Consider the following 18,840-nt stretch of genomic DNA (forward strand, 5'->3'; position numbering starts at 1 on the left):
TGTGGACAGTCCGGGGCAGAAGGCTTATGGTTCGCCCCCTCCCCCCATCATAACGATTCACCACCGCTCCCATGAGTCAGTCCGACGGCATTTCTCCGGGGTTTGGAACGGTCACCCCCGACGATGGGGCGGACGCGGCGTCGGAAGCGCCGGGCCGCCGGCGCACCGCCAAGCTTCTCGCCAACCATCAGGTTCTGTGCTCCACCGCGTTCCGCAACGCGGTGGAATCCCTGGCCGACCGCAACGGCGTCACCCTGGCCGAGATTCTCGAATCGGCGATGATCCTGGCGACCCCGGCGCGGCTGGAGGCCATCGCCGACCCCGGCGAACCGGAACCGGGCGATCTGTCGGTGACGGTGGTGCCGCTGGCCAACGGGCAGAGCCGCACCTTCCGCCGCAAGCCGTGCCTGAAGATCCGCGGCCCCATGGGGCTGGACCCGGCGCTGATCCGCCGGCTGCTGGCCTTCGCCCTGGCGCTGGACGACGGCGACGGCTGGCGGCTGGTGCCGGTGGCCGAGGTCACCCGCCCCTATCACCAGATCGCCACCCTGGAACGGCGCATCCACGCGCTGGTGGACATGCTGCGCCAGCAGTACCCCAACGTGACGGAGGAGGCGCCGCGCAACCTGCGCCAGGCCACCGCGCTGATGGGGTTTCCCAACGAATGGTGCCTGGACGAGGCGTCCATCAACAAGCGGTTCCGGGAAATGGCCCGCGTCTTTCATCCCGACACCGGGCTGGCGGCCTGCGATCTGCGGATGAACTCGCTGATCGAGGCACGCAAGCTGTTGCTGCGCTTTGTGAATACCTCCCGGCGGGCTTCCGCGGCATCGTAAGGGCTCCGGGCGGCGAAAGGGTCATCTCCGAAGGCGCTCTGTCCGCCGGCGTTCCGTCTTCCCATATGGATTTCATGTGAACCCGTGGGAGAGCGCCGACATGGAAACGTCCCGTTCCGCAAGCGTAAAGCTCCTGGCCGGCGATCTGCGCATGGCGGCGTACCAGAGCCTGGGGTTTCCCGATGCCACGGTGCAGACCTATTGGGATGACCTGCTCGGGTTCATCGGCGCCCATTACCGGCTGAAGGGCGGGGTGCCCGACACGGCCTGGGTTGCCGCCGTGCGCAACCGGCTGCTGGCGTCCAACGGCGCGGCGCTGGAAAGCCTGGACGGCCACGACGACCACGGCTTCGTGCTGGGGCTGCTGGTGTGGCTGATCCGCGATTGCCGGGTGCCCTACGACCATTCCCTGTCCCTGGTGCGCCAGCCGGGGCTGGTGCATCTGGAGACGTACCGGGTGTGGGCACAGTTCCGCCACCTGCAGGCCGCGGGCCGCATTTCGGAATAAAGTCTGGACGGCCTCCCCGTGCTTTGGGCACCGTAGCCGGGTTTGGTCCGGCCCATGGGGATGTCGTTGATGATGCGGTGTTTTCGGCGTGTGATGCGTGTCCGGCTGGTGCTGCCGCTGGCTCTGGGCGCCGCGGTGGCATCCTGCGGTTCAAACGATGCCACCGCCGTGCAGGAACGCAACGGCAACCGCATCAGCATCGATTACGACACCGCCAAGGCCGGTCTCGAGGCCACGCTGCACAAGGCCGAAGCCTACTGCCGGACCCAGGGCGACCTGCACGCTAGCCAGATCGACACCGCCTATCTGCGCGGCGGGTCGGGCTCGCCGCTGTGGCGGACCGCCACCTTCGTCTGCGTGCCCTGATCCCGGTTCTGGCGGGCGGCGTGACGTTTCCCGGCGGCTCTACAGCGGAACGGTCACCCCCCGGCGGGTCCGGCTCAGCCGGTAGCCGGCGGGTACGGACAGGGCGGCGACGATCTCTTCCGCCGCCCACACCCGCGGCCAAGGGCTGGAATCGCCGCCCTGGTGCCGGCGCGCCCGCAGGGCATGATCGATGCGCCCGTCCAGGTCGGCCAGGATGACGTCGCGCAGCCGGCGCCGTTCGTCGGGCAGGATGCGGGGGTCCAGGTAGAAACCGGGCGCCCCCTCCTCCGCCTGATACCCCAGCATGTCGGTGCCGAAGGGGCCGAAGGCCGGGCGGGGGCACGTGCCGTCATCCCCCGGCTCCCACGTTCCGCCGGCATCCAGCAGGAAGCCGTCCCCATCGCCGGCCAGGGTGCGTTCCATCAGATGGCGCACCCGCCGCTTCAGGGTTTCCGCCGTGTCCAGATCCTCCGGCGTCAACGGCACGCTGCCGATTCCCGACCGTTCGCGGAACATGGCCGCACGGTCCGCCACCCGCTGTCCGGCCACGGCCGCGAAACGGGCCGACAGTTCCAGCAGCGCCCGGCGGGGGGCGCCGTCGGCGGCGCGGGCGGCGGCGGCGATGGCGGCGGCGTGGGCGCGCACCTGCTCCACCGTCATGGACGCCACCCGCAAAGGTGTCAGCACGAACGGCGCCACCGGGTTGGCCACCACCGGGAGCGGGGCATCCGCCGCGCGTCCGCCCGCCGCCTGCGGGGCCGGCGGCAGCGCCGCCGTCACCGCCGCCGTCACCGCCGAATCGGCGGGCGCGCGAAGTATCGTGCGGAAGAGTTCCGCCAGCAATGGGGGAGGAAGATGATCGATGAACAATCGCACCAGCGAATCGTCGGGAAGATCCAGCAGATCGTGAACGTTCCATCCCCCCTCATCGCCATATGATGAAAGATGGCTCATCTCTGTTTTCTCCACGCCGTCCAAACCGTTGATGCCGCGATTCACACAGGCGCAGTGTTACGAGGAAATTTCAAAATAATAAGCAAATTCTGGTAGCATCGTTTCGATGGCTCGGAAAAAATCGTTTCCAGCCCAGCGCCCTGGTTGACGACATCATGCCCCGCGACGAACAGCAGCTAGCCGCCCTTCCCGAAAGCCCGGCTCCGGCCCAGGCACCGCAACCTTTGGTGCCGGATTCCCTGGTCAACGAGGCGGTGAACACCCTGCTGGGCGGGCAAGGCAACGCGCAGGCCCTGGAACAGAAGATCGGCCAGTCCATGGCCGCGGCCGGCGTTCCGCCGGAACAGGCTGCCGGCTATGCCGGGCAGTGGGTGCGCAGCTTCGTGACGCAGATGGCCACGTCGCCGTCGCCCGACGCCGCCCAGGCGGAGGCGAGCCGGATCGTATCGGCCAGCATCGCCCAGGCGCAATCCGCCCCCGCCCTGACCCCGGAACAGAAGCTGGCCAGCGCGTTGGCCACGGGGGGCAACGTGGCCGGCGCCCTTTCCGACACCGGCATCCTTCCGGCGGGAACCGGGAGCGGCGCGGTGAGCAAGGCCGTGTTCGCCGACCTGAACACCGCGCTGGGGCAGAATCCGGCCCAGAACGGCGCCGGCCTGGCCCCGGCGCTGGCCCAGGCCGGGGACACCGCCGCCCGCGCCGCGCACGCCGCCGCCCAGCCGGCCACGGCTCCCCCGGACCCGGCGCAGAAGCTGGCCAGCGCGCTCGCCTCCGGCACGGGGGTCGAGGGGGCGGTGGGAGGCGGCGGCGCCTACAGCGCGTCGCTGGAACAGGCCCTGGCCCACGGCAGCGATATCGGCAGCGCCGTTTCCGCGGCCAGCACCGACGCCGCCCGGTCGCAGCAGCAGGCCCAGGCCAACGCCGTCACCCCGTCGGCTGCGGACAAGCTGGTGGCGTCCCTGTCCGGCAACGGGCCCGCCGCCGCCCTGCCGGGGGGAAGCAACCCGGCCTTTGCCGCCACCCTGTCGGACGCGCTGGCCCGCGGGTCCGATCCCGGCAACGCGCTGGCCGCCTCCGCCCGGTCGCAACAGGTGTCGGAGGGGGTTGCCAAATCCACCGCCGTGCCGATGAATCCGGCGGACAGCCTGGTGGCCTCCCTCGCGTCCGGTTCCAAGGTGGGGGAAGCGGTGAGCAGCTTCGCCGCCCACACCGGGTTGGGGCCGGGAGCTGCGGGAACCTTCGCCACCTCCCTCGGCACGGCGCTGGCCTCGGGATCCACGCCCGCGGCGGCGGTGTCGTCGTCGCAGCAGACGGCGGCCACCGCCGCCGGCAACGTTTCCAGCGCGGCGCAGGGGGTGCGCTCCGATCCGGTGGTGGCCGCCCTGTCCTCCGGCACGGGCGCCGGCGCCGGCAACACCGCCTTCGGCGCCGCCCTGGGACAGGCGCTGAGCGAGGGGAAGGCCCCGGGCGAGGCCGCCGCCCACGCCGCCCAGGCCGCCGCCACCGCCGGCCAGAACGTGGCGGAGAATGCCGTCGCAGTGTCGGCGGAGCATGCGGCCCTCGCCGCCCAGTCCATGCCGGCGGAAGCCGCCGCCGTGGCCGAAAAAGCCATCCAGACCGCCGAAGCGCACACTCCCGAGGGCCGGGAAAAGGCCGCCGAGGCCGCCGCCGAAGGCGGGGAAAAGGCTGCCGCCGAAGGCGGGGAGAGGGCCGTGGCCGAAGCGGCCGGGAAGGCCGGCGAGGGGGGGGAAAAGGCCGCCCTTGCGGCTGCCGCCGCCGACAAGGCACCGGCGGAAGCGGGCGACCGTCTTGCCGCCGGAGAGGGAGAACGGGCCGTCGGGGATGGCGTGCGGGACGCCGCCGCGCGGGCGGTGGAGGCGGTCCCCCTGTTCAAGGCCGCGGAGATGAAGACCGGCGGCGATCTGGTGCAGGTGTTCAAAACCGTCACCGCCCTCGCCGGCGGTCCCGCCACCATCCTGTCGGCCACGGAAATCCACACGGTCCGGACCGACCTGCTGTCGTCCTCCACCTTGAAGACAGCGGCCAGCCTCAACCCGGCTAAGGCGATTCTGGAAGCCATGATGCAGCAGCATCAGCAGCAGGCCATCGCCACCCTGATGAAGACGGCGGCCCTGACCGGCGGAAACACCGCCAGCGATACGGCCACCCAGCCCGTTTCCCCGCCCGCGGTGGTGTCACCGCCGGAATCGCCGACGGAATCGCCCCCCGTGGTCTCGCCACCGGTGGTGTCCCCCCCGGTGTCGCCGCCGGTGGTGGTGTCGCCGCCCGTCTCGCCCCCGGTGGTTTCGCCACCGGTATCTCCACCCGTCTCACCGCCGGTGTCCCCCCCGGTGTCGCCGCCGGTGGTGGTGTCGCCGCCCGTCTCGCCGCCCGTGTCGCCCCCGGCCATTCCCAACGCGCCCACCGTCGCCAGCGGCTATGACAAGGCGCTGCTGGCTTCCTTGCTGCACGTCGGCGAGGACGATGCCGCCCCCACCGGGTTCAAGATTCTGAGCGTTATCGAGACCCTGTTCACGTTCAGCGGCGGGACCACCCCGGCCGGCGTTCTGGTAAAGCCCTTCATCACCGACCCGGCCAAGGGCGAATGGCAGTACAAGACCGACGCGATGGCCGATTGGACAACGCTCACCACGCCGACCGGCGATGCCCGGCTGTTCCTGTCGGTCAGCGTCTCCTTGCGGTTCGTTCCGGCGGCCGATTATCACGGCACGGCCACGGATCTGGAGCTGGTGGCGGTGGACAGCCGCGCCGGCCAGATCAGCGGGCACGATGTCCTGACCCTCTCGCCCACCGGTTCCCACACGTGGGCCGATCTGGCCGGGGGCAAGAATCCCTTTTCCGGCAGCACCGCGTCGCTGACCGTCAACATCGATTCGGTGAACGACGCCCCCATCACCCTGGGGCTGCACGCCTTCCTGCCGTCCAGCCTGTACGACGGATCATACTCCGGCAGCATGGCGGTCGGAGCCCTGGTGGACAGCCTGTTCTCCGACATCATCGACGGGAACGTGTCCACCCTGGCCGGGGTGGCGGTCGTCGCCATCGACGGCGACCCGACCGGAAACGGCGCCTGGCAATACTGGGTTCCGGCGGCGGAACGGTGGATCAGCATCACCGACGTATCCTTCGACGCCGCCCTGGTCCTGGGGGCCGGGACCAAGATCCGCTTCCTGCCGTCGGCCACGTTCAACGGCGTTCCTCCCCCGCTGGTGATGCATCTGATCGAATCGTCGGCGGCGGCGGTGGTCACGGGGACCGTGGTCGATCTGAGCGACCTGTCCGCCACCGGGGGATCGACGGTCTATAGCGCCGGCATCGTCCTGCTGTCCGCCAACCAGATCGTCAACGGCGATTTCTCCCTCGATCTGGCGGGCTGGACGTCCACGGGATCGGTGCGCGTGGTTACCGACGGCAACAGTTGGGCGTCGATATCCGCCGACGGGGTGCAGGCCGGCGAACTCGACACGGCACTGGGGCTGACGGTGGGCACGCTGAACGCACTCGGCGGCGGCGGGGCGACCATCGGCAGCGCCATGATCATGGACCAGAGCATCACGGTCGCCGAAGACAGCATCCTGCGGATCCACTGGTCGTTCGACTTCACCGACGTGTCGGCGGCCTATCCCGACTTCGGATTCGTGGTGGTCAACGGCCACGCCTATCTGCTGGCCCAGGCCGCGGACGCATCGGGGCTGTTCGAGATCTCCCTGAAGGCCGGGGACACGGTGGCGCTGGCCATGGGGTCCATGAACGTCAACGAGGCGGCCCCCCATTCGGAATTGAAGATCAGCGGCGTCGAGCTGTACCCGCAGTTCAACCATGCCCCCGAACTTCTGACCGACACGTTCACCATTGACCATGTGCCGGTCTGGGCCGGCACGGTGGGCGAAACACCGTCGGGCACGGTGGGCGTGCTGGTGTCGTCGCTGGTGGGCGAGAACGCCGATACCTCCACCACCGTGCACGACGCCGACATCGAGGCGCAGACCGGCATCGCCATCACCGCCACGGACACCGCCAAGGGGATCTGGTGGTATTCCACCGACGACGGCGCCACCTGGACCCAGATCAGCGGCGTCAGCGACGGCAGCGCCCTGCTGCTGCGGGCCGAGGACCGGCTGCTGTTCCAGAGCACCACCACAGGCACCGCCAGCGGCGCCCTGACCTTCCACGCCTGGGACCAGATGGTGGGAACTGCGGGGGACCGGGCCGACCTGTCGGGACACCTGTCCATCGCCGGCTCCTTTTCGGTCGAATCGGCCACGGCGTCGGTCACCGTGACGGATGGCGGCAGCCCCCCCACGCCGGCGGCGATGGGGCTGTATGTCAGCGACAGCTTCGACGGCACCCTGGACAGCAAATGGACGTCCGATACCTCGCTTTTCCCCGACGTGGTGAGTGCCGGCAAGACACCGGCGGTGACGGTGGAGGGCGGCGCGCTGAAACTGTCCTACCGCGGCGTCCTGGCCACCGCCGACGAACTGCCCCCCGCCACCCTGCCGCTGGGGGTGACGGTCAGCGGCCTGTGGCACTTCCCGTCCCAGGGAACCGATGACGTCCTCTTCATCAGCACCCGTTCCGACCAGGGCCGCGACACGTCCGATCCCGGCTCTTCAGGCGAGTTGGACAACGGTGTCATCGTCAAGCTGAAGGCCGACGAAGACAAGGTCGTCATCGGGTACAACAAAGGCGGAACCTTCACATACGTCGATTCCGTCACTCTGGGCATGGCGGCCGACGATGTTCTCAGCTTCCTGGTCCACGATGACGGCACGTCGGTGACCGCCACCGTGGTCAATACCAACACGGGTCTTTCCGCGACCATCACCGAGACGATAACGGAAACATTCCCCAACAACTACGTCACCATTCTCAACCAGGAAAACCGCATCTCCTATCTGGACGATGTGACCGTCACCACCGGCCCCGTCACGTACACCGACACCGTCTATTACGGCGCCATCGGCGCATCCGATGCGGAAACCCCCGCCGCCGACCTGCTCTACGCCCTGACGGGCACGCCCACGCACGGCCTCGTGACACTCAAGAGCGACGGCAGCTATGTCTATGTCCCCACCACCGGCTACACCGGCACGGACAGCTTCAGCTATTCCGTCACCGACGAGGACGGCAACACCGGCTCGGCGACGGTCGGCCTCAGCGTGCTGCCGTCGAGCCTGATGGCGGCCCACACCGCCATGCTCCCCGGGGTGTTCAGCGACTCCACGCTGACCCAATACGGCACGGACGGCTTCTTCACCGACTGGTCAACCACCTTCGGCACCTGGACCGGCCCGTCCGGCAGCATCATCGCCAACGGCACCTTCGACACCAACGGCGTCCACGCCTATACGGTGGCGGACCAGACGGCGGATGCCGCCACCCTCACCAGCCTGGAACACGCCCTGGGGCTGCGAAGCGGGGGGCTGATGACGCTCGGCGGCCTGTCCGAAACCCAGAACATCACCGGGGCCGCCGCCTTCATCAAGAACACCCCCATCACGGTGGCCAACGACAGCGTGCTGCGCTTCGACTGGATCTACACCCAGACGGACCACACCAACCCCGACTTCCTGTTCGTCGTCGTCAACGGCCACGCGGCAAAGACCTTCGACCTGACCAGCCTGACCGGCATCAACGAGGCGTACGGCACGTTCGAAATGGTCCTGGCTGCCGGATCAACGGTGTCGCTGGGCATCGGCGTGGTCAATGTCGGCGGCACGAACACCGCCCCCAGCCTGTCGCTGGACAATTTCAGCCTCACCTGCCTGAACGGCGACCCGGTGATCCTGGATCTGGACGGCAACGGCATCGCCCTGCGGTCAAAGGCGGACGGGGTGCGGTTCGACATGAACGCCGACGGGGTGGCCGACACCACCGGCTGGGTGGGCAAGGGCGACGGCATCCTGGCCTATGACGCCAACTACGACGGAAAGATCACCGGGGCGGGCGAACTGGTGTCGGAATATCTGGCGCCGGGGGCGTCCCACAGTCTGGCAGCCCTCGCCACCTTCGACAGCAACGGCGACGGGCGGGTGGATGCGCAGGATGCGGCGTACGCCAGCCTGCTGGTCTGGCGCGACGGCAACGGCGACGGCATCAGCGATGCGGGCGAACTGGTGACGCTGAAGGACGCCGGCATCGCCGCCATCACGGTGGTCAGCCAGGAGGCAGCGGGCAGCATCAACGGCAACCGGGTGCTCGCCACATCGTCGATGACCATGACCGACGGACAGACGCGGGAGGTGGTGGCGGTATCCTTCGACGTGGACCACACGGCGAGCGTGCGCATGACCACCACGGCGGACGCCACGCCGGTCCAGCCCCCACAGCCGGCGGTGAACTACGCCGCCCTGCTGCAGCAGGGGCTGAACGGCGGGCAGACGGCGGACGCGGGGGCCACGGATACGGATACAGATACGGCCGGGGCCGGGACCGAACACGCCGCCACCGGCGGCCAGGACCACAGCCCCGCCATCACCGACGATCACGCCGCGGCGCACGCCGCCCACGCATAACCGTGGGCGGCGTGCCGGGCCGCCGTCACCGGCATCATCACTCGCTGGGCAGCAGCCCGGTTTCGCGGAAATAGCGCACCGCCCCTTCGTGCAGCGGGGCGGTCAGGCCGGCATGGACCATCGCCGTCTTGTTCAGCCGGTTCAGGGCCATGTGCATCTTCTGCACCGCCGGCAGATCCTCGAACACCGCCCGGACCACCGTATAGACCACATCGGCGGGCACGTCTTCCGACGTGACCACGGTGGCCAGCACGCCGAACGTCTTCACGTCGGTGTCGTTGTTGCGGTAATAGCCGCCCGGCACCACCGCATGCCCGTAATAGGGATTTTCCGCCACCAGCCTGTCCACATTCTCTCCCGACACCGGGATGATCGTGGAAGGGCAGGAGTTCGTCACCTCCTGCACCGCGCTGTTGGGGTGGCCGGCCAGATAGACCACGGCATCCACCTGGCGCGCGCACAAGGATGCGGGGAGCTTGGGCTGGGGAATGTCGGCGGCATCGGCGAACTGGGCATAGGTCCAGCCCACCTTTCCCATCACCGCGTCGAGGGTGGCGCGCACACCCGATCCGGTGGGGCCGACGTTGACCTTCTTGCCCTTCAGATCCTCGAACCCGTTGATGCCGCTGGCCGGGTTGGCGACGATGGTCAGGGATTCCGGGTAGAGCGAGAACACCGAGCGCAGCTTGGTAAAAGCCCCCCGCTCCTTGAACGATCCCACCCCCTTGTACGCGTTGAAATGCACGTCCGACTGCACGATGGCAAACTGGCGGCGGCCGGCACGGATATCCTCGATGTTGGCGACCGAACCGGCGGACGGCTGCACCGTGCAGCGCACCCCGTGGGCCGGACGGGTGCGGTTGACCGACGCGCACAAGGCGCCGCCCACGGGATAATAGACGCCGGTGATGCCGCCGGTTCCAACCACGGTCTGCGCCTTGTCGATCTTGCCCAGCATGGGCACGTCATCCGTTTGCGCGGCGCCCACGCCGGGCGTGGACAGAATCCCCAGGAGAGCGAACACCCGGACAAGATGGGCGCGGACGGTCATAGAAAGCCTCGGTGATGAACGAGCGTAACGGGATTGGCACCATCATATAGGCCAGATACGCACCCCTGTGCACAGAACCTTTTGTGCACAGACCCTTATTCAGGCGCGATCGCCGGCGGGCGCCGGACTCACCCCTCGTCGCCGCTCTCGGCGAACCCCTCGCCGAATCCGTCGCCGCCCGTCTCCCCCCCGTGGGCCGATGGGGCGCTGCCGGCCCGGCTGTCGTCGTCACCGGCGGACAGGATGGCCTCGGCCACCGCCACACCGGTCACCAGCCCGGCCAACCCGCCGAGAAGCCCGCCGCCCACGGACGAGCCCTGTTCCTCTGCCGCGGGGGCAGCGGAACCGTCGTTGCCGCCGCCCTGGCGGTCCTGCCGGTCGATGGCGGCCTGCACCGGGTCGGAGCACGGCTGCTGGGCCGGGACCGGCGCAGGCTGAGGCTCGATGATCTGGTTCTTGAGCCATTTCAGCATCGCGCACCTCCGCTTCGTGTGTTTCTGGTCACCGGCCGGCACAGACGGTCACTGTATCATGAAAACCCCGGCACGATATGATTCCGGCGGGCATGGAGGCCCCGAGCCGGCCAGCCCCGTCGGGGGCATTGATCTGGAAAACTGTATTGACCCCACCTCTTCTAAATCAAGAGCTGAAGAGCGAAAAATTGCATTGACATCTTTTGGTTGCCAGTGGCTCCATCCCGGCGAATCATGAAATTCGAACGGCCTCGCCCTTGTGATCCGTCTCGATAATCAATAGAAAGACTGGTGCCGTATACAGCGAGATGGCACGTCATTCGCGCGATACGGGAATATTTGCTTCCCTCCAAGCCCCATGTGAATGCCGTATACCTTCCGACAAGTTTTTGTTAAGTCTATTATTTAATGGAAACTGGCGAAGCCGTGGCATAAGCTGTCTCCATCCCTTTGGGAAAATATCCATCCCGACAGATTCCTTGCTATCGATGTTCAATAAAATCAGCACGATACGCCTTTGGGCCGTTGTGATGGCTCTGGTGCTGCCCAATCCTTCGGTTGCGGGACCGGCACAGCCTGAAAACGTTGCGGCAAAGTTGCTGATGTCGGCAACCGAAAGTCACGACCGTCTGCGGGCGGCGCAGTCGTCGGCGGATTCGGCATTCAACGCGCTGCGGGTCTCGGTGGGGGCATGGTATCCCAACATGGCCTTTTCCGCGGGCGTGGGGCGGGAGCGTTTCGAAAAGCCCGGCCCCAGCAACACCAACATGTACGCCCGCCAGATGACGGTGCGGGCCACCCAGCTCCTGTGGGATTTCGGCGCCACCAACGCCGACATCGAACGGGCACGGCTGACCTCCATCCGCGCCGACGTGTCGGTGGAGCGCACACGCCAGGAATTGCTGCTGGAAGGGCTGGGGGCCTATGCGACCCTGCTCAAATCGCAGATGGTGCTGAAGTACGCCCGCCAGTCGGAAGAGAACATCCGCCGCCAGACCGGTCTGGAAGAGGTGCGTCTGCGCGAAGGCTACGGCTTCTCCACCGACGTTCTGCAGGCCAAAAGCCAGCTTGCCGGCGCCCAGGCCCGCCGCGTGGCGTCGGAAGAGGCGGTGCAGGTGGCGCTGAACCGGTTCCAGGCGTTCTTCGGCCATGTGGACATCAACGGCACCGCCTTGCAGGCGCTGGCCCTGCCCGAACCGGCCCTGCCCCGCCGGCTGGAAGAGGCGCTGACGCGGGCGCAGGAAAGCAACCTGCGCCTTCAGGAATTGACGCTCACCTCGGCGGCGGCGCGGGAGAACGTGACCGCCACCCAGGGCCGCAGCTTCTACCCCCGCATCGAAGGGGTGCTGGAACGCACGGTGAAGGACGATTACCAGGGCACCGCCGGGCGCCAGAACGAATCGGTGGCCAAGGTGCAGCTCACCCTGCCGTTCAATCTGGGTTTCACCGCGCTCAACTCCGTCAAGCAGGCCCGCGCCGATGCCGCCGCCGCCGACGCCTCGCTGGCCGATCAGGAACGGCAGGTGCTGGAGGGCGTGCGCAACAGCTGGTCGCGGCTGCAAAGCGCCCGGCAGCAGGCCGAGCTGCTGCGCGATCAGGCCAGCCTCGCCAAGGGCTTCCTGGAGGTGGCGCGGTCGGAACGCGAACTGGGCACCCGTTCGCTGATCGACCTGCTGACCGGGGAAACCACGCTGATCAACGCCCAGAGCGATGCCGCGGCGGCGGAAACCGACGTGGCGCTGGCGGGATACCAGCTTCTGGCCGCCATCGGCCACCTGAGCTACACCGACGTGCGCACCCGCCCCGTCGGCCAGGCGGGCAAGGACAAGCCCAAGCCGGCGGCGCGCGCGCCCAAGGCTCCGGCCAAGGCCAACCCGGCGCCGGCCCCGGCACCCGCAGCACCGGCACCGTCCCAGGCTCCGTCCCAGGCACCGCAATGAAGGATCTGGTCACCCGCCTGCGCGCCAGCCCCCGCACGGCGCGGCGCCTGCTGGCGGCGTCGGCGGCGGCCAACGGGCTGGCGCTGGCGTCGTCCTTCTATGTCATGCTGGTGCTGAACCGGTACGTGTCGCACGGCGTCGATGCGACGCTGCTGACGCTGACGGTGGGGGTGGTGGCGACCATCGGGTTCGAGCACGCGTTCCGTCATGTGCGCCTGCGCATCGCCGCCAATTTCGGGCGCACCGCCCAGCAGCGGACGGCAGCCGGGGCCTATGGCGTGCTGCTGACCGCGCGCGGCGGGGCGCTGGACCGCCATCCCCCCGCCCGCCAGCGCGAGGTGCTGCGCGGGCTGGACCTGCTGGACTCCGCCCACGGACCGGCCAATCTGGCGGCCCTGTTCGACGTACCGTTCGCGCTGATGTTCATCGCCATCATCCTGCTGGCGAGCTGGCCGCTGGCGCTGGTGTGCGTGGTGTTCGTGGCCCTGTCCATCGCCGCCAACCAGCTCAGCCAGTCGGTGCTGCAGACGGTGGGGCAGGAAAGCTCGCAGGCCGCCATGGAAACCCAGCGGCTGGTTGCCGCCGGCATCGACAACCGCGACACGGTGCGCGCCTTTGCCGGGCTGGCCCCGGTGATGGCCCAGTGGGAACGGGCGGTGCGCGGCGCGCGGGCGGCGCGCGAACGGCTGTCGCTGGCGCAGGGGCGGTCGCAGTCGGCGTCCCAGACGCTCCAGTCGCTGCAAAGCGTGGCGGTCATCGCCGTCGGCGCCATCCTGGTGGTGCGCGGGCATCTGGACGTGGGCACGCTGATCGGCATCAACATCCTGGCCGGCAAGGCGGTGGCCCCCATCGGGCGGGTGGGGCAGATCGGCAGCGCCTTCATCCTGGCGCGCCAGGCCCGCGCGCGGCTGGAGGAATGGGCACGGCTTCCGGTGGAAGGGACCGGCGGCTCGGCGCTGGCGTCCTTCACCGGTGCGCTGGAGCTGCGCGACGTCACCTACACGCCCGCGGAAGGGGCGGCGGCGGTGCTGCGGCGGGTGTCGTTCCGCCTGCCGCCCGGTGCCGTGCTGGCGGTCAAGGGCCGCAACGGGGCGGGCAAGACCACGCTGCTGCGGCTGCTGACCGGGCTGATCGAGCCGCAGGACGGACTGATCCTGGCCGACGGGGTGGACATCCGCCGCTTCAATCCCGGCTGGTGGCGGGCGCAGGTGGCCTATCTGCCGCAGGAGCCGGCCTTCCTCGACCTGTCGATCCGCGACAACCTGCTGGCCGTGCGCCCCGATCTGGACGACGCCGGGCTGATGGCGGTTCTGGAACGGGCCGGGGCCGCGCATGTCGTCGCCGGCACGCCCCAGGGGATCAACACCCTGATCCGCAACGCGGGCCGCGAGTTTTCCGTGGGCCACCGCCGCCGTCTGGCGCTGGCCCGCGCGCTGGCGTCCGGCGGGCGGCTGGCGGTGTTCGACGAACCGACCGAGGGGCTGGACGCCGAGGGCACGGCCCTGGTGTACAAGGCGCTGATCGACCTGGCGCGGTCCGGGTGCACGGTGGTGGTCGCCTCCCACGACCCGCGCATCCTGCAGGGGGCCTCGCATCTCCTGGATCTGGACGGCGCCGGCACCGCGGTGACGGCGGAGGCGGTGGCGCGATGAACCTGACCGGCTGGCTGATCCGGCTGTCCCGCTTTACCGCCCGCCCGCCCGCGGCCGGGACCGTGCCCGTCACGGCGGGGGCGGAGGACGATCCGTCGGGCGACGACCGCTTCCTGGTCACCGCCGGGGCGCTGGTGCTGTTCGCCGTCGGCTGGTCGTCGGTGGCCGAGCTGAACGTCACCAGCGTGGCGCCGGGCGAGGTGGTGCCGCTGTCCTATGTCCAGAGCGTCCAGCACCTGGAGGGCGGCATCGTCCGCGAGATCCTGGTGGCCGAAGGCGACCGGGTGACGGAAAACCAGCCGCTGGTGGAGTTGGACCAGACCAAGACCGGCTCGGACGCGGGCGAACTGCGCGAGCGCCTGTCCTCGCTCGCCGCCGACCGCGCGCGGCTGGAGGCGGAGGTGGAGGACGCCCCCGCCGTGACATATCCCGCGTGGCTGCTGGAACGGGGGCCGGAGGTGGTCGCCGCCTCCCGCCTGCTGTTCCAGGCGCGGCGGGACCGGCTGGCCTCCGACATCCGCATCCAGACCCAGACGGTGACCCAGCGCGAGCAGGACGTGGCGATGATGGAATCCCGCATCGCCGGGACGCAGGCCGGCTTGCGCATCGTGCAGGAGCAGATCGCCATCAGCGACACGCTCCTGAAGCGGGAAATCACCAACCGCATGAAGCATCTGGAGCTTCTGCGCGATCAGGCCAACCTGACCGGCACCCTGGCCGAGGACCGCAACGCCCTGCTGCGCGCGCAGGCCGCCCTGGGGGAGGCCCGCGACCGGCTGGCCTGGATCACCCAGAAATACAAGGAAGAGGTCCGCAGCGCCCTGGAAGAGGCCCGCCGCAGCATCGCCGAGCTGTCCCAGCGCCAAGCCCGCGTGGAAGACAACCTGGACCGCAGCAGCCTGCGCGCCCCCGTGGCCGGCGTGGTGAAAACCCTGTCGGTGTCCACCCGCGGCGCGGTGGTCAAGCCGGGCGACACGGTGGTGGAGCTGGTGCCCGCCGACAGCCAGCTCGTGATCGACGCCCGCCTGCCGGTGCAGGACATCGGCTATGTCCAGACCGGGCAGGAGGTGTCGGTCACCCTGGCCAGCAGCGATGCGTCGCGCTTCGGCCACATCGTGGGCCACGTGCGCACCATCAGCCCCGACACCCTGGTCGATGCCGACAAGCAATCCTATTACAAGGTGCGCATCGCGCTGGACTCGCGCTCGTTCCAGTACGGCGGGCGGCGCTACGACCTGTACCCCGGCGTGCGGGTGGTCTGCAGCATCCTGACCGGCCAGCGCACCGTGCTCGATTACGTGCTGTCCCCCATCCTCAGCGGCCTGCACCGCGGGCTGCAGGAGCGGTGACGGCCATGTCTTCCCCGTCCGTTCCGCCTTTCCGCTTTCTTCCCGGTGGTGTCCATGTTCAAGCGGCTTAAGCCCCAGATCCAGCCCGCAACCATGCCGCGGCTGACCAAGAAGGCGCGCTTCGCCCTGATTATCGTCAGTGCCATCGTCATCACGGCCCTGGTGTCGGCCATCGTGCGCACCTGGGTGCTGGACGGCGACCGGCACGACCCGCTGGTGGTGGCGGTGGTGGCCCCGCTGTCGGGGACGGACGCGGCCATCGGGCGGGCGATCCGGCAGGGGGCGGAGCTGCGCGCCGGCCTCATCAACGCCGCGGGCGGCCTGTCGGGCCGGCCCGTGGAGGTGCGCGCCTTCGACGACAAGGGCGACCCCGCCGCCTCCCGCGCCCTGGCCCAGACGGTGGCGCAGCAGGCGGACGTGCTGGCGGTGATCGGCCACCACCCCGACAGCGCCGCCGACGCCGCGGGCGTCTACGCCGCCCGCGGCGTGCCGCTGCTGGAGCCGAACACCATGGCCGATCCGGGGGGGGACGCCAACCCGTGGCTGTTCCGCACCAATTTCGACACGCTGTTCGAAACCCGGTTCCTGGCCAACTACGTCCGCAACGTCATCGGCGAACCCACCATCGCCGTGGTGCGCGCCGACACCCCCCAGACCGCCGAACAGGCCGAGCAGTTCGACCGCATCATCCAGCGATTCGGCACCAGACTGGTGGCACAATGGACCTTCGCCCCCGGCAGCACCGACCTGCAGGCCCTGGCCGCCGACGTGAAGCAGAAGATGCCCACCGGCGCCCTGGTGATCCTGGGCTCGCCCGCCGACAGCGCCCAGGCGGTGGTGGCCCTGCGGGATGCCAACGTGCGCAACCTGATCGGCGGCCTGTCGGGCATGGCGTCCAACGCCTTCCGCGCCCGGCTGGTGGAGCTGGCGGCGAAACAGCCGCCGGAGGCGTACGCCAACGGCCTGCTGGTGTCGTCGCCGATCCTGTTCGACACCGCCAACGAACGCGCCCAGAGCTTCTACGGCCAGTACGAGAAGCGGTTCCGCTCGGTGCCCGACTGGGCGGCGGCCATGGGCGACGATTCCCTGTCGCTCGTCGCCGACGCCATCGGCCAGACGCTGAAGGCCGCCGGGCCGGAGGCCGGCAAGACCGCCACGCCGCAGCAGATCTCCGACCAGATCCGCAGCCGGCTGGCCGACCGCAACCGCAGCGAAACCGCCTTTCAGGGCGTGCTGGGAAGCTGGATCTTCAACGACAAGGGACAGGCCAACATCCCGGTGATGATGGCGCTCTACAACGGCCTGAACCCGGTGGCCGCCCTGACCCAGCTTCAGCCCATCCGCGACGTGGGCGTGTCGAACTTCCTGGAAGAGGTGCAGCGGGGCCGGGCGCTCTATGTCAACGACCGCTTCATGTACAAGACGAACGTGATCTACACGGGCGTCCAGATGAACGAGATCCGCGACCTGAACCCCGACCGGAACGAGGCGACGCTCAACGCCACCGTGTGGTTCCGCTACCGCGGCAATTTCAATCCCGCCGACGTGGTGTTCGTCAACGCGGTCAAGCCCATCGACCTGGGCAAGCCGTACCGCGAGGAACGCGACGACACCATGACCTATGCCGCCTACCGCATCGAGGGGCGGTTCAGCCTGGACTTCCTCAACGTCCGCCAGCCGTTCGGCAGCAAGGTGGCGGGGCTCAGCTTCCGCCACCGCACGCTCAACCGGAACAACGTGATGTTCGTCACCGACGTTCTGGGCATGGGGCTGATCGACACCTCCGATTTCGTGGAGAAGCTGAAGGCCGCCTCCACCGCCGTCCCGGCCCGCGAGCCGACGCTGATGGAACGGCTGAGCCGCAATCTGGAGGGACAGGCCGAAGGCTCCGCCCTGCTGGAACGGCTGCGGGGGGGCCGCGTGCTGGCGGCGTCGCCCGGCTGGCGGCTGTCGCGGGCCTGGATCTCGCAGGACGTGGTGTCCATCAGCTCCGAAGGCGACCCCAATTATGTGGGCTTCGGGCGTCCGGCCCCGGATTTCTCGCGGGTCGATTTCGGGGTGATGGCGGTGCCCGACGCGCCCGCCGCCCGCGACGTCATCGACGCCGACCATTTCCTGACCATCGCCATCTTCGCCGCCGTGCTGGCGCTGTTCGCGCGCCTGATGGACCGCAAGGACCGCGGCCAGTTCTGGAAGATGCAGACGCTGTTCATGCGCATCCTGTCGTGGCCGCTGCTGCTGATGTCGGTGGGCAACATCGCGCTGGACCGGGCGGTGGCCAGCCTGCCGCCCAGCGGCATCAACGCGGTGGTCAACACCTTCGACGTGCTGTGGCTGCTGGTGCCGGCGTTCCTGGCCACCCAGACGCTGGAACGGTTCGTGTGGACGCCGCTGGAGGTGAAGACCCAGCGCAAGATCCCCGGCATCATCCGCCGCTTTGCGTCGATCATCATCTTCGGGCTGGCGCTGTGCGGCGTCATCGCCTTCGTGCTGAAGCAGCCGCTGACCAGCCTGCTGGCCGCATCCGGCCTCATCAGCATGGTGATCGGTCTGGCGATCCAGGCCAACATCGCCAACATCTTCTCCGGCATCATCCTGAACCTGGAACGGCCGTTCAAGATCGGCGACAGCGTGCAGATCACCGATGTGGTCAAGGGCGTGGTGGTGGACATGACCTGGCGCACGGTGCGGGTGCGCAACGGGTCCGGCTACACCGTCGCCATGCCCAACGGCAAGGTGTCGGAGGCCACCGTGGTGAATTTCAGCGCGGTGGAACGGGTGTGGATGCGGCTGGAATACTACGCCGATCCGGCCTACGATCCCGACTTCATGGCGCAGGTGCTGACCCGCGCGCTCGCCGTGGCCGAGGGGACGATGCCCAGCGCCGGGGGGGCCGCTCCCTTCGTGCGCTACGACGGCATGCGCAACAGCAACGGCCAGTGGCTGGCGAAGTACAACCTGATCTTCTGGGTCAAGGATTACGACGCCACCTTCTCGGTGCCGGAAAAGGTGTGGAAGGCGGTCTATGCCACCCTGCGCGACGCCGGGCTGGAGCCGTCGCCGCCGGACCTGCTGGACGCCATGACCGCCGCCGAGAACGGGGGGGGCACCCATGGCACCCCCGTGCAGGCGGCGGCGGCCACGGCGGTGGCGCTGGCCGACGCGCGGTGAC

At 69.0% G+C, this 18,840-nt stretch carries 11 protein-coding genes; 8 read left to right on the plus strand and 3 right to left on the minus strand.

Going from position 1 to position 18,840, the window contains the following annotated elements:
- The first annotated feature begins 71 nt into the window (after nucleotides 1-71).
- From M2352_RS25515 to M2352_RS25525, 3 genes are all read left to right on the plus strand, one after another.
- Nucleotides 72-836, plus strand: a complete 765-nt coding sequence (locus tag M2352_RS25515) for a hypothetical protein (protein ID WP_264667313.1) — start codon at nucleotides 72-74, stop codon at nucleotides 834-836.
- Between the two features lie 100 nt (nucleotides 837-936).
- Nucleotides 937-1,344, plus strand: a complete 408-nt coding sequence (locus M2352_RS25520) for a hypothetical protein (protein ID WP_264667314.1) — start codon at nucleotides 937-939, stop codon at nucleotides 1,342-1,344.
- Nucleotides 1,345-1,413: 69 nt separating this feature from the next.
- Complete coding sequence (locus M2352_RS25525) at nucleotides 1,414-1,710, plus strand: hypothetical protein (RefSeq protein ID WP_264667315.1); 297 nt, start codon at nucleotides 1,414-1,416, stop codon at nucleotides 1,708-1,710.
- A gap of 39 nt (nucleotides 1,711-1,749) precedes the next feature.
- Here the strand turns inward: M2352_RS25525 and M2352_RS25530 are convergent, their stop codons facing one another.
- On the minus strand, nucleotides 1,750-2,664 hold the full coding sequence (locus M2352_RS25530; protein WP_264667316.1) for a hypothetical protein: 915 nt from the start codon (nucleotides 2,662-2,664) through the stop codon (nucleotides 1,750-1,752).
- A 155-nt stretch (nucleotides 2,665-2,819) separates the two neighbouring features.
- Here M2352_RS25530 and M2352_RS25535 point away from each other — a divergent pair, with 155 nt between their 5' ends.
- The gene (locus M2352_RS25535; protein WP_264667317.1) at nucleotides 2,820-9,203 is read left to right on the plus strand and encodes an Ig-like domain-containing protein; all 6,384 of its coding nucleotides are present in this window, start codon (nucleotides 2,820-2,822) and stop codon (nucleotides 9,201-9,203) included.
- 37 nt (nucleotides 9,204-9,240) lie between these two features.
- Here M2352_RS25535 and M2352_RS25540 read toward each other — a convergent pair whose 3' ends face one another.
- Together M2352_RS25540 and M2352_RS25545 are read right to left on the minus strand one after the other, a co-directional pair.
- Nucleotides 9,241-10,254 (minus strand): TAXI family TRAP transporter solute-binding subunit, encoded by a 1,014-nt coding sequence (locus tag M2352_RS25540; protein ID WP_264667318.1) that lies wholly within the window; start codon nucleotides 10,252-10,254, stop codon nucleotides 9,241-9,243.
- Nucleotides 10,255-10,382: 128 nt separating this feature from the next.
- Nucleotides 10,383-10,727 carry a hypothetical protein gene (locus M2352_RS25545; protein WP_264667319.1) on the minus strand — a complete coding sequence of 115 codons (345 nt, stop codon included), beginning with the start codon at nucleotides 10,725-10,727 and terminating at the stop codon, nucleotides 10,383-10,385.
- A 602-nt stretch (nucleotides 10,728-11,329) separates the two neighbouring features.
- On the opposite strand from M2352_RS25545, the gene M2352_RS25550 reads away from it, so the two are divergent.
- The 4 genes from M2352_RS25550 to M2352_RS25565 are packed head-to-tail and all read left to right on the plus strand — an operon-like array spanning nucleotide 11,330 to nucleotide 18,839.
- A complete protein-coding gene (locus tag M2352_RS25550) occupies nucleotides 11,330-12,667 on the plus strand; it encodes a TolC family protein (protein WP_264667320.1) in 1,338 nt (445 codons plus the stop codon).
- A complete protein-coding gene (locus tag M2352_RS25555; RefSeq protein WP_264667321.1) occupies nucleotides 12,664-14,319 on the plus strand; it encodes an ATP-binding cassette domain-containing protein in 1,656 nt (551 codons plus the stop codon). The genes M2352_RS25550 and M2352_RS25555 overlap by 4 nt, the downstream gene beginning before the upstream one ends.
- Nucleotides 14,316-15,668, plus strand: coding sequence for an HlyD family type I secretion periplasmic adaptor subunit (locus M2352_RS25560; protein WP_264667322.1), 1,353 nt, complete (start codon nucleotides 14,316-14,318; stop codon nucleotides 15,666-15,668). Before M2352_RS25555 ends, M2352_RS25560 begins: the two co-directional genes overlap by 4 nt.
- A gap of 54 nt (nucleotides 15,669-15,722) precedes the next feature.
- A complete protein-coding gene (locus M2352_RS25565; RefSeq protein WP_264667323.1) occupies nucleotides 15,723-18,839 on the plus strand; it encodes an ABC transporter substrate-binding protein in 3,117 nt (1,038 codons plus the stop codon).
- The last annotated feature ends 1 nt before the right edge of the window (nucleotide 18,840 follow it).

It is taken from the genome of Azospirillum fermentarium (assembly GCF_025961205.1).
Lineage (GTDB): Bacteria > Pseudomonadota > Alphaproteobacteria > Azospirillales > Azospirillaceae > Azospirillum > Azospirillum fermentarium.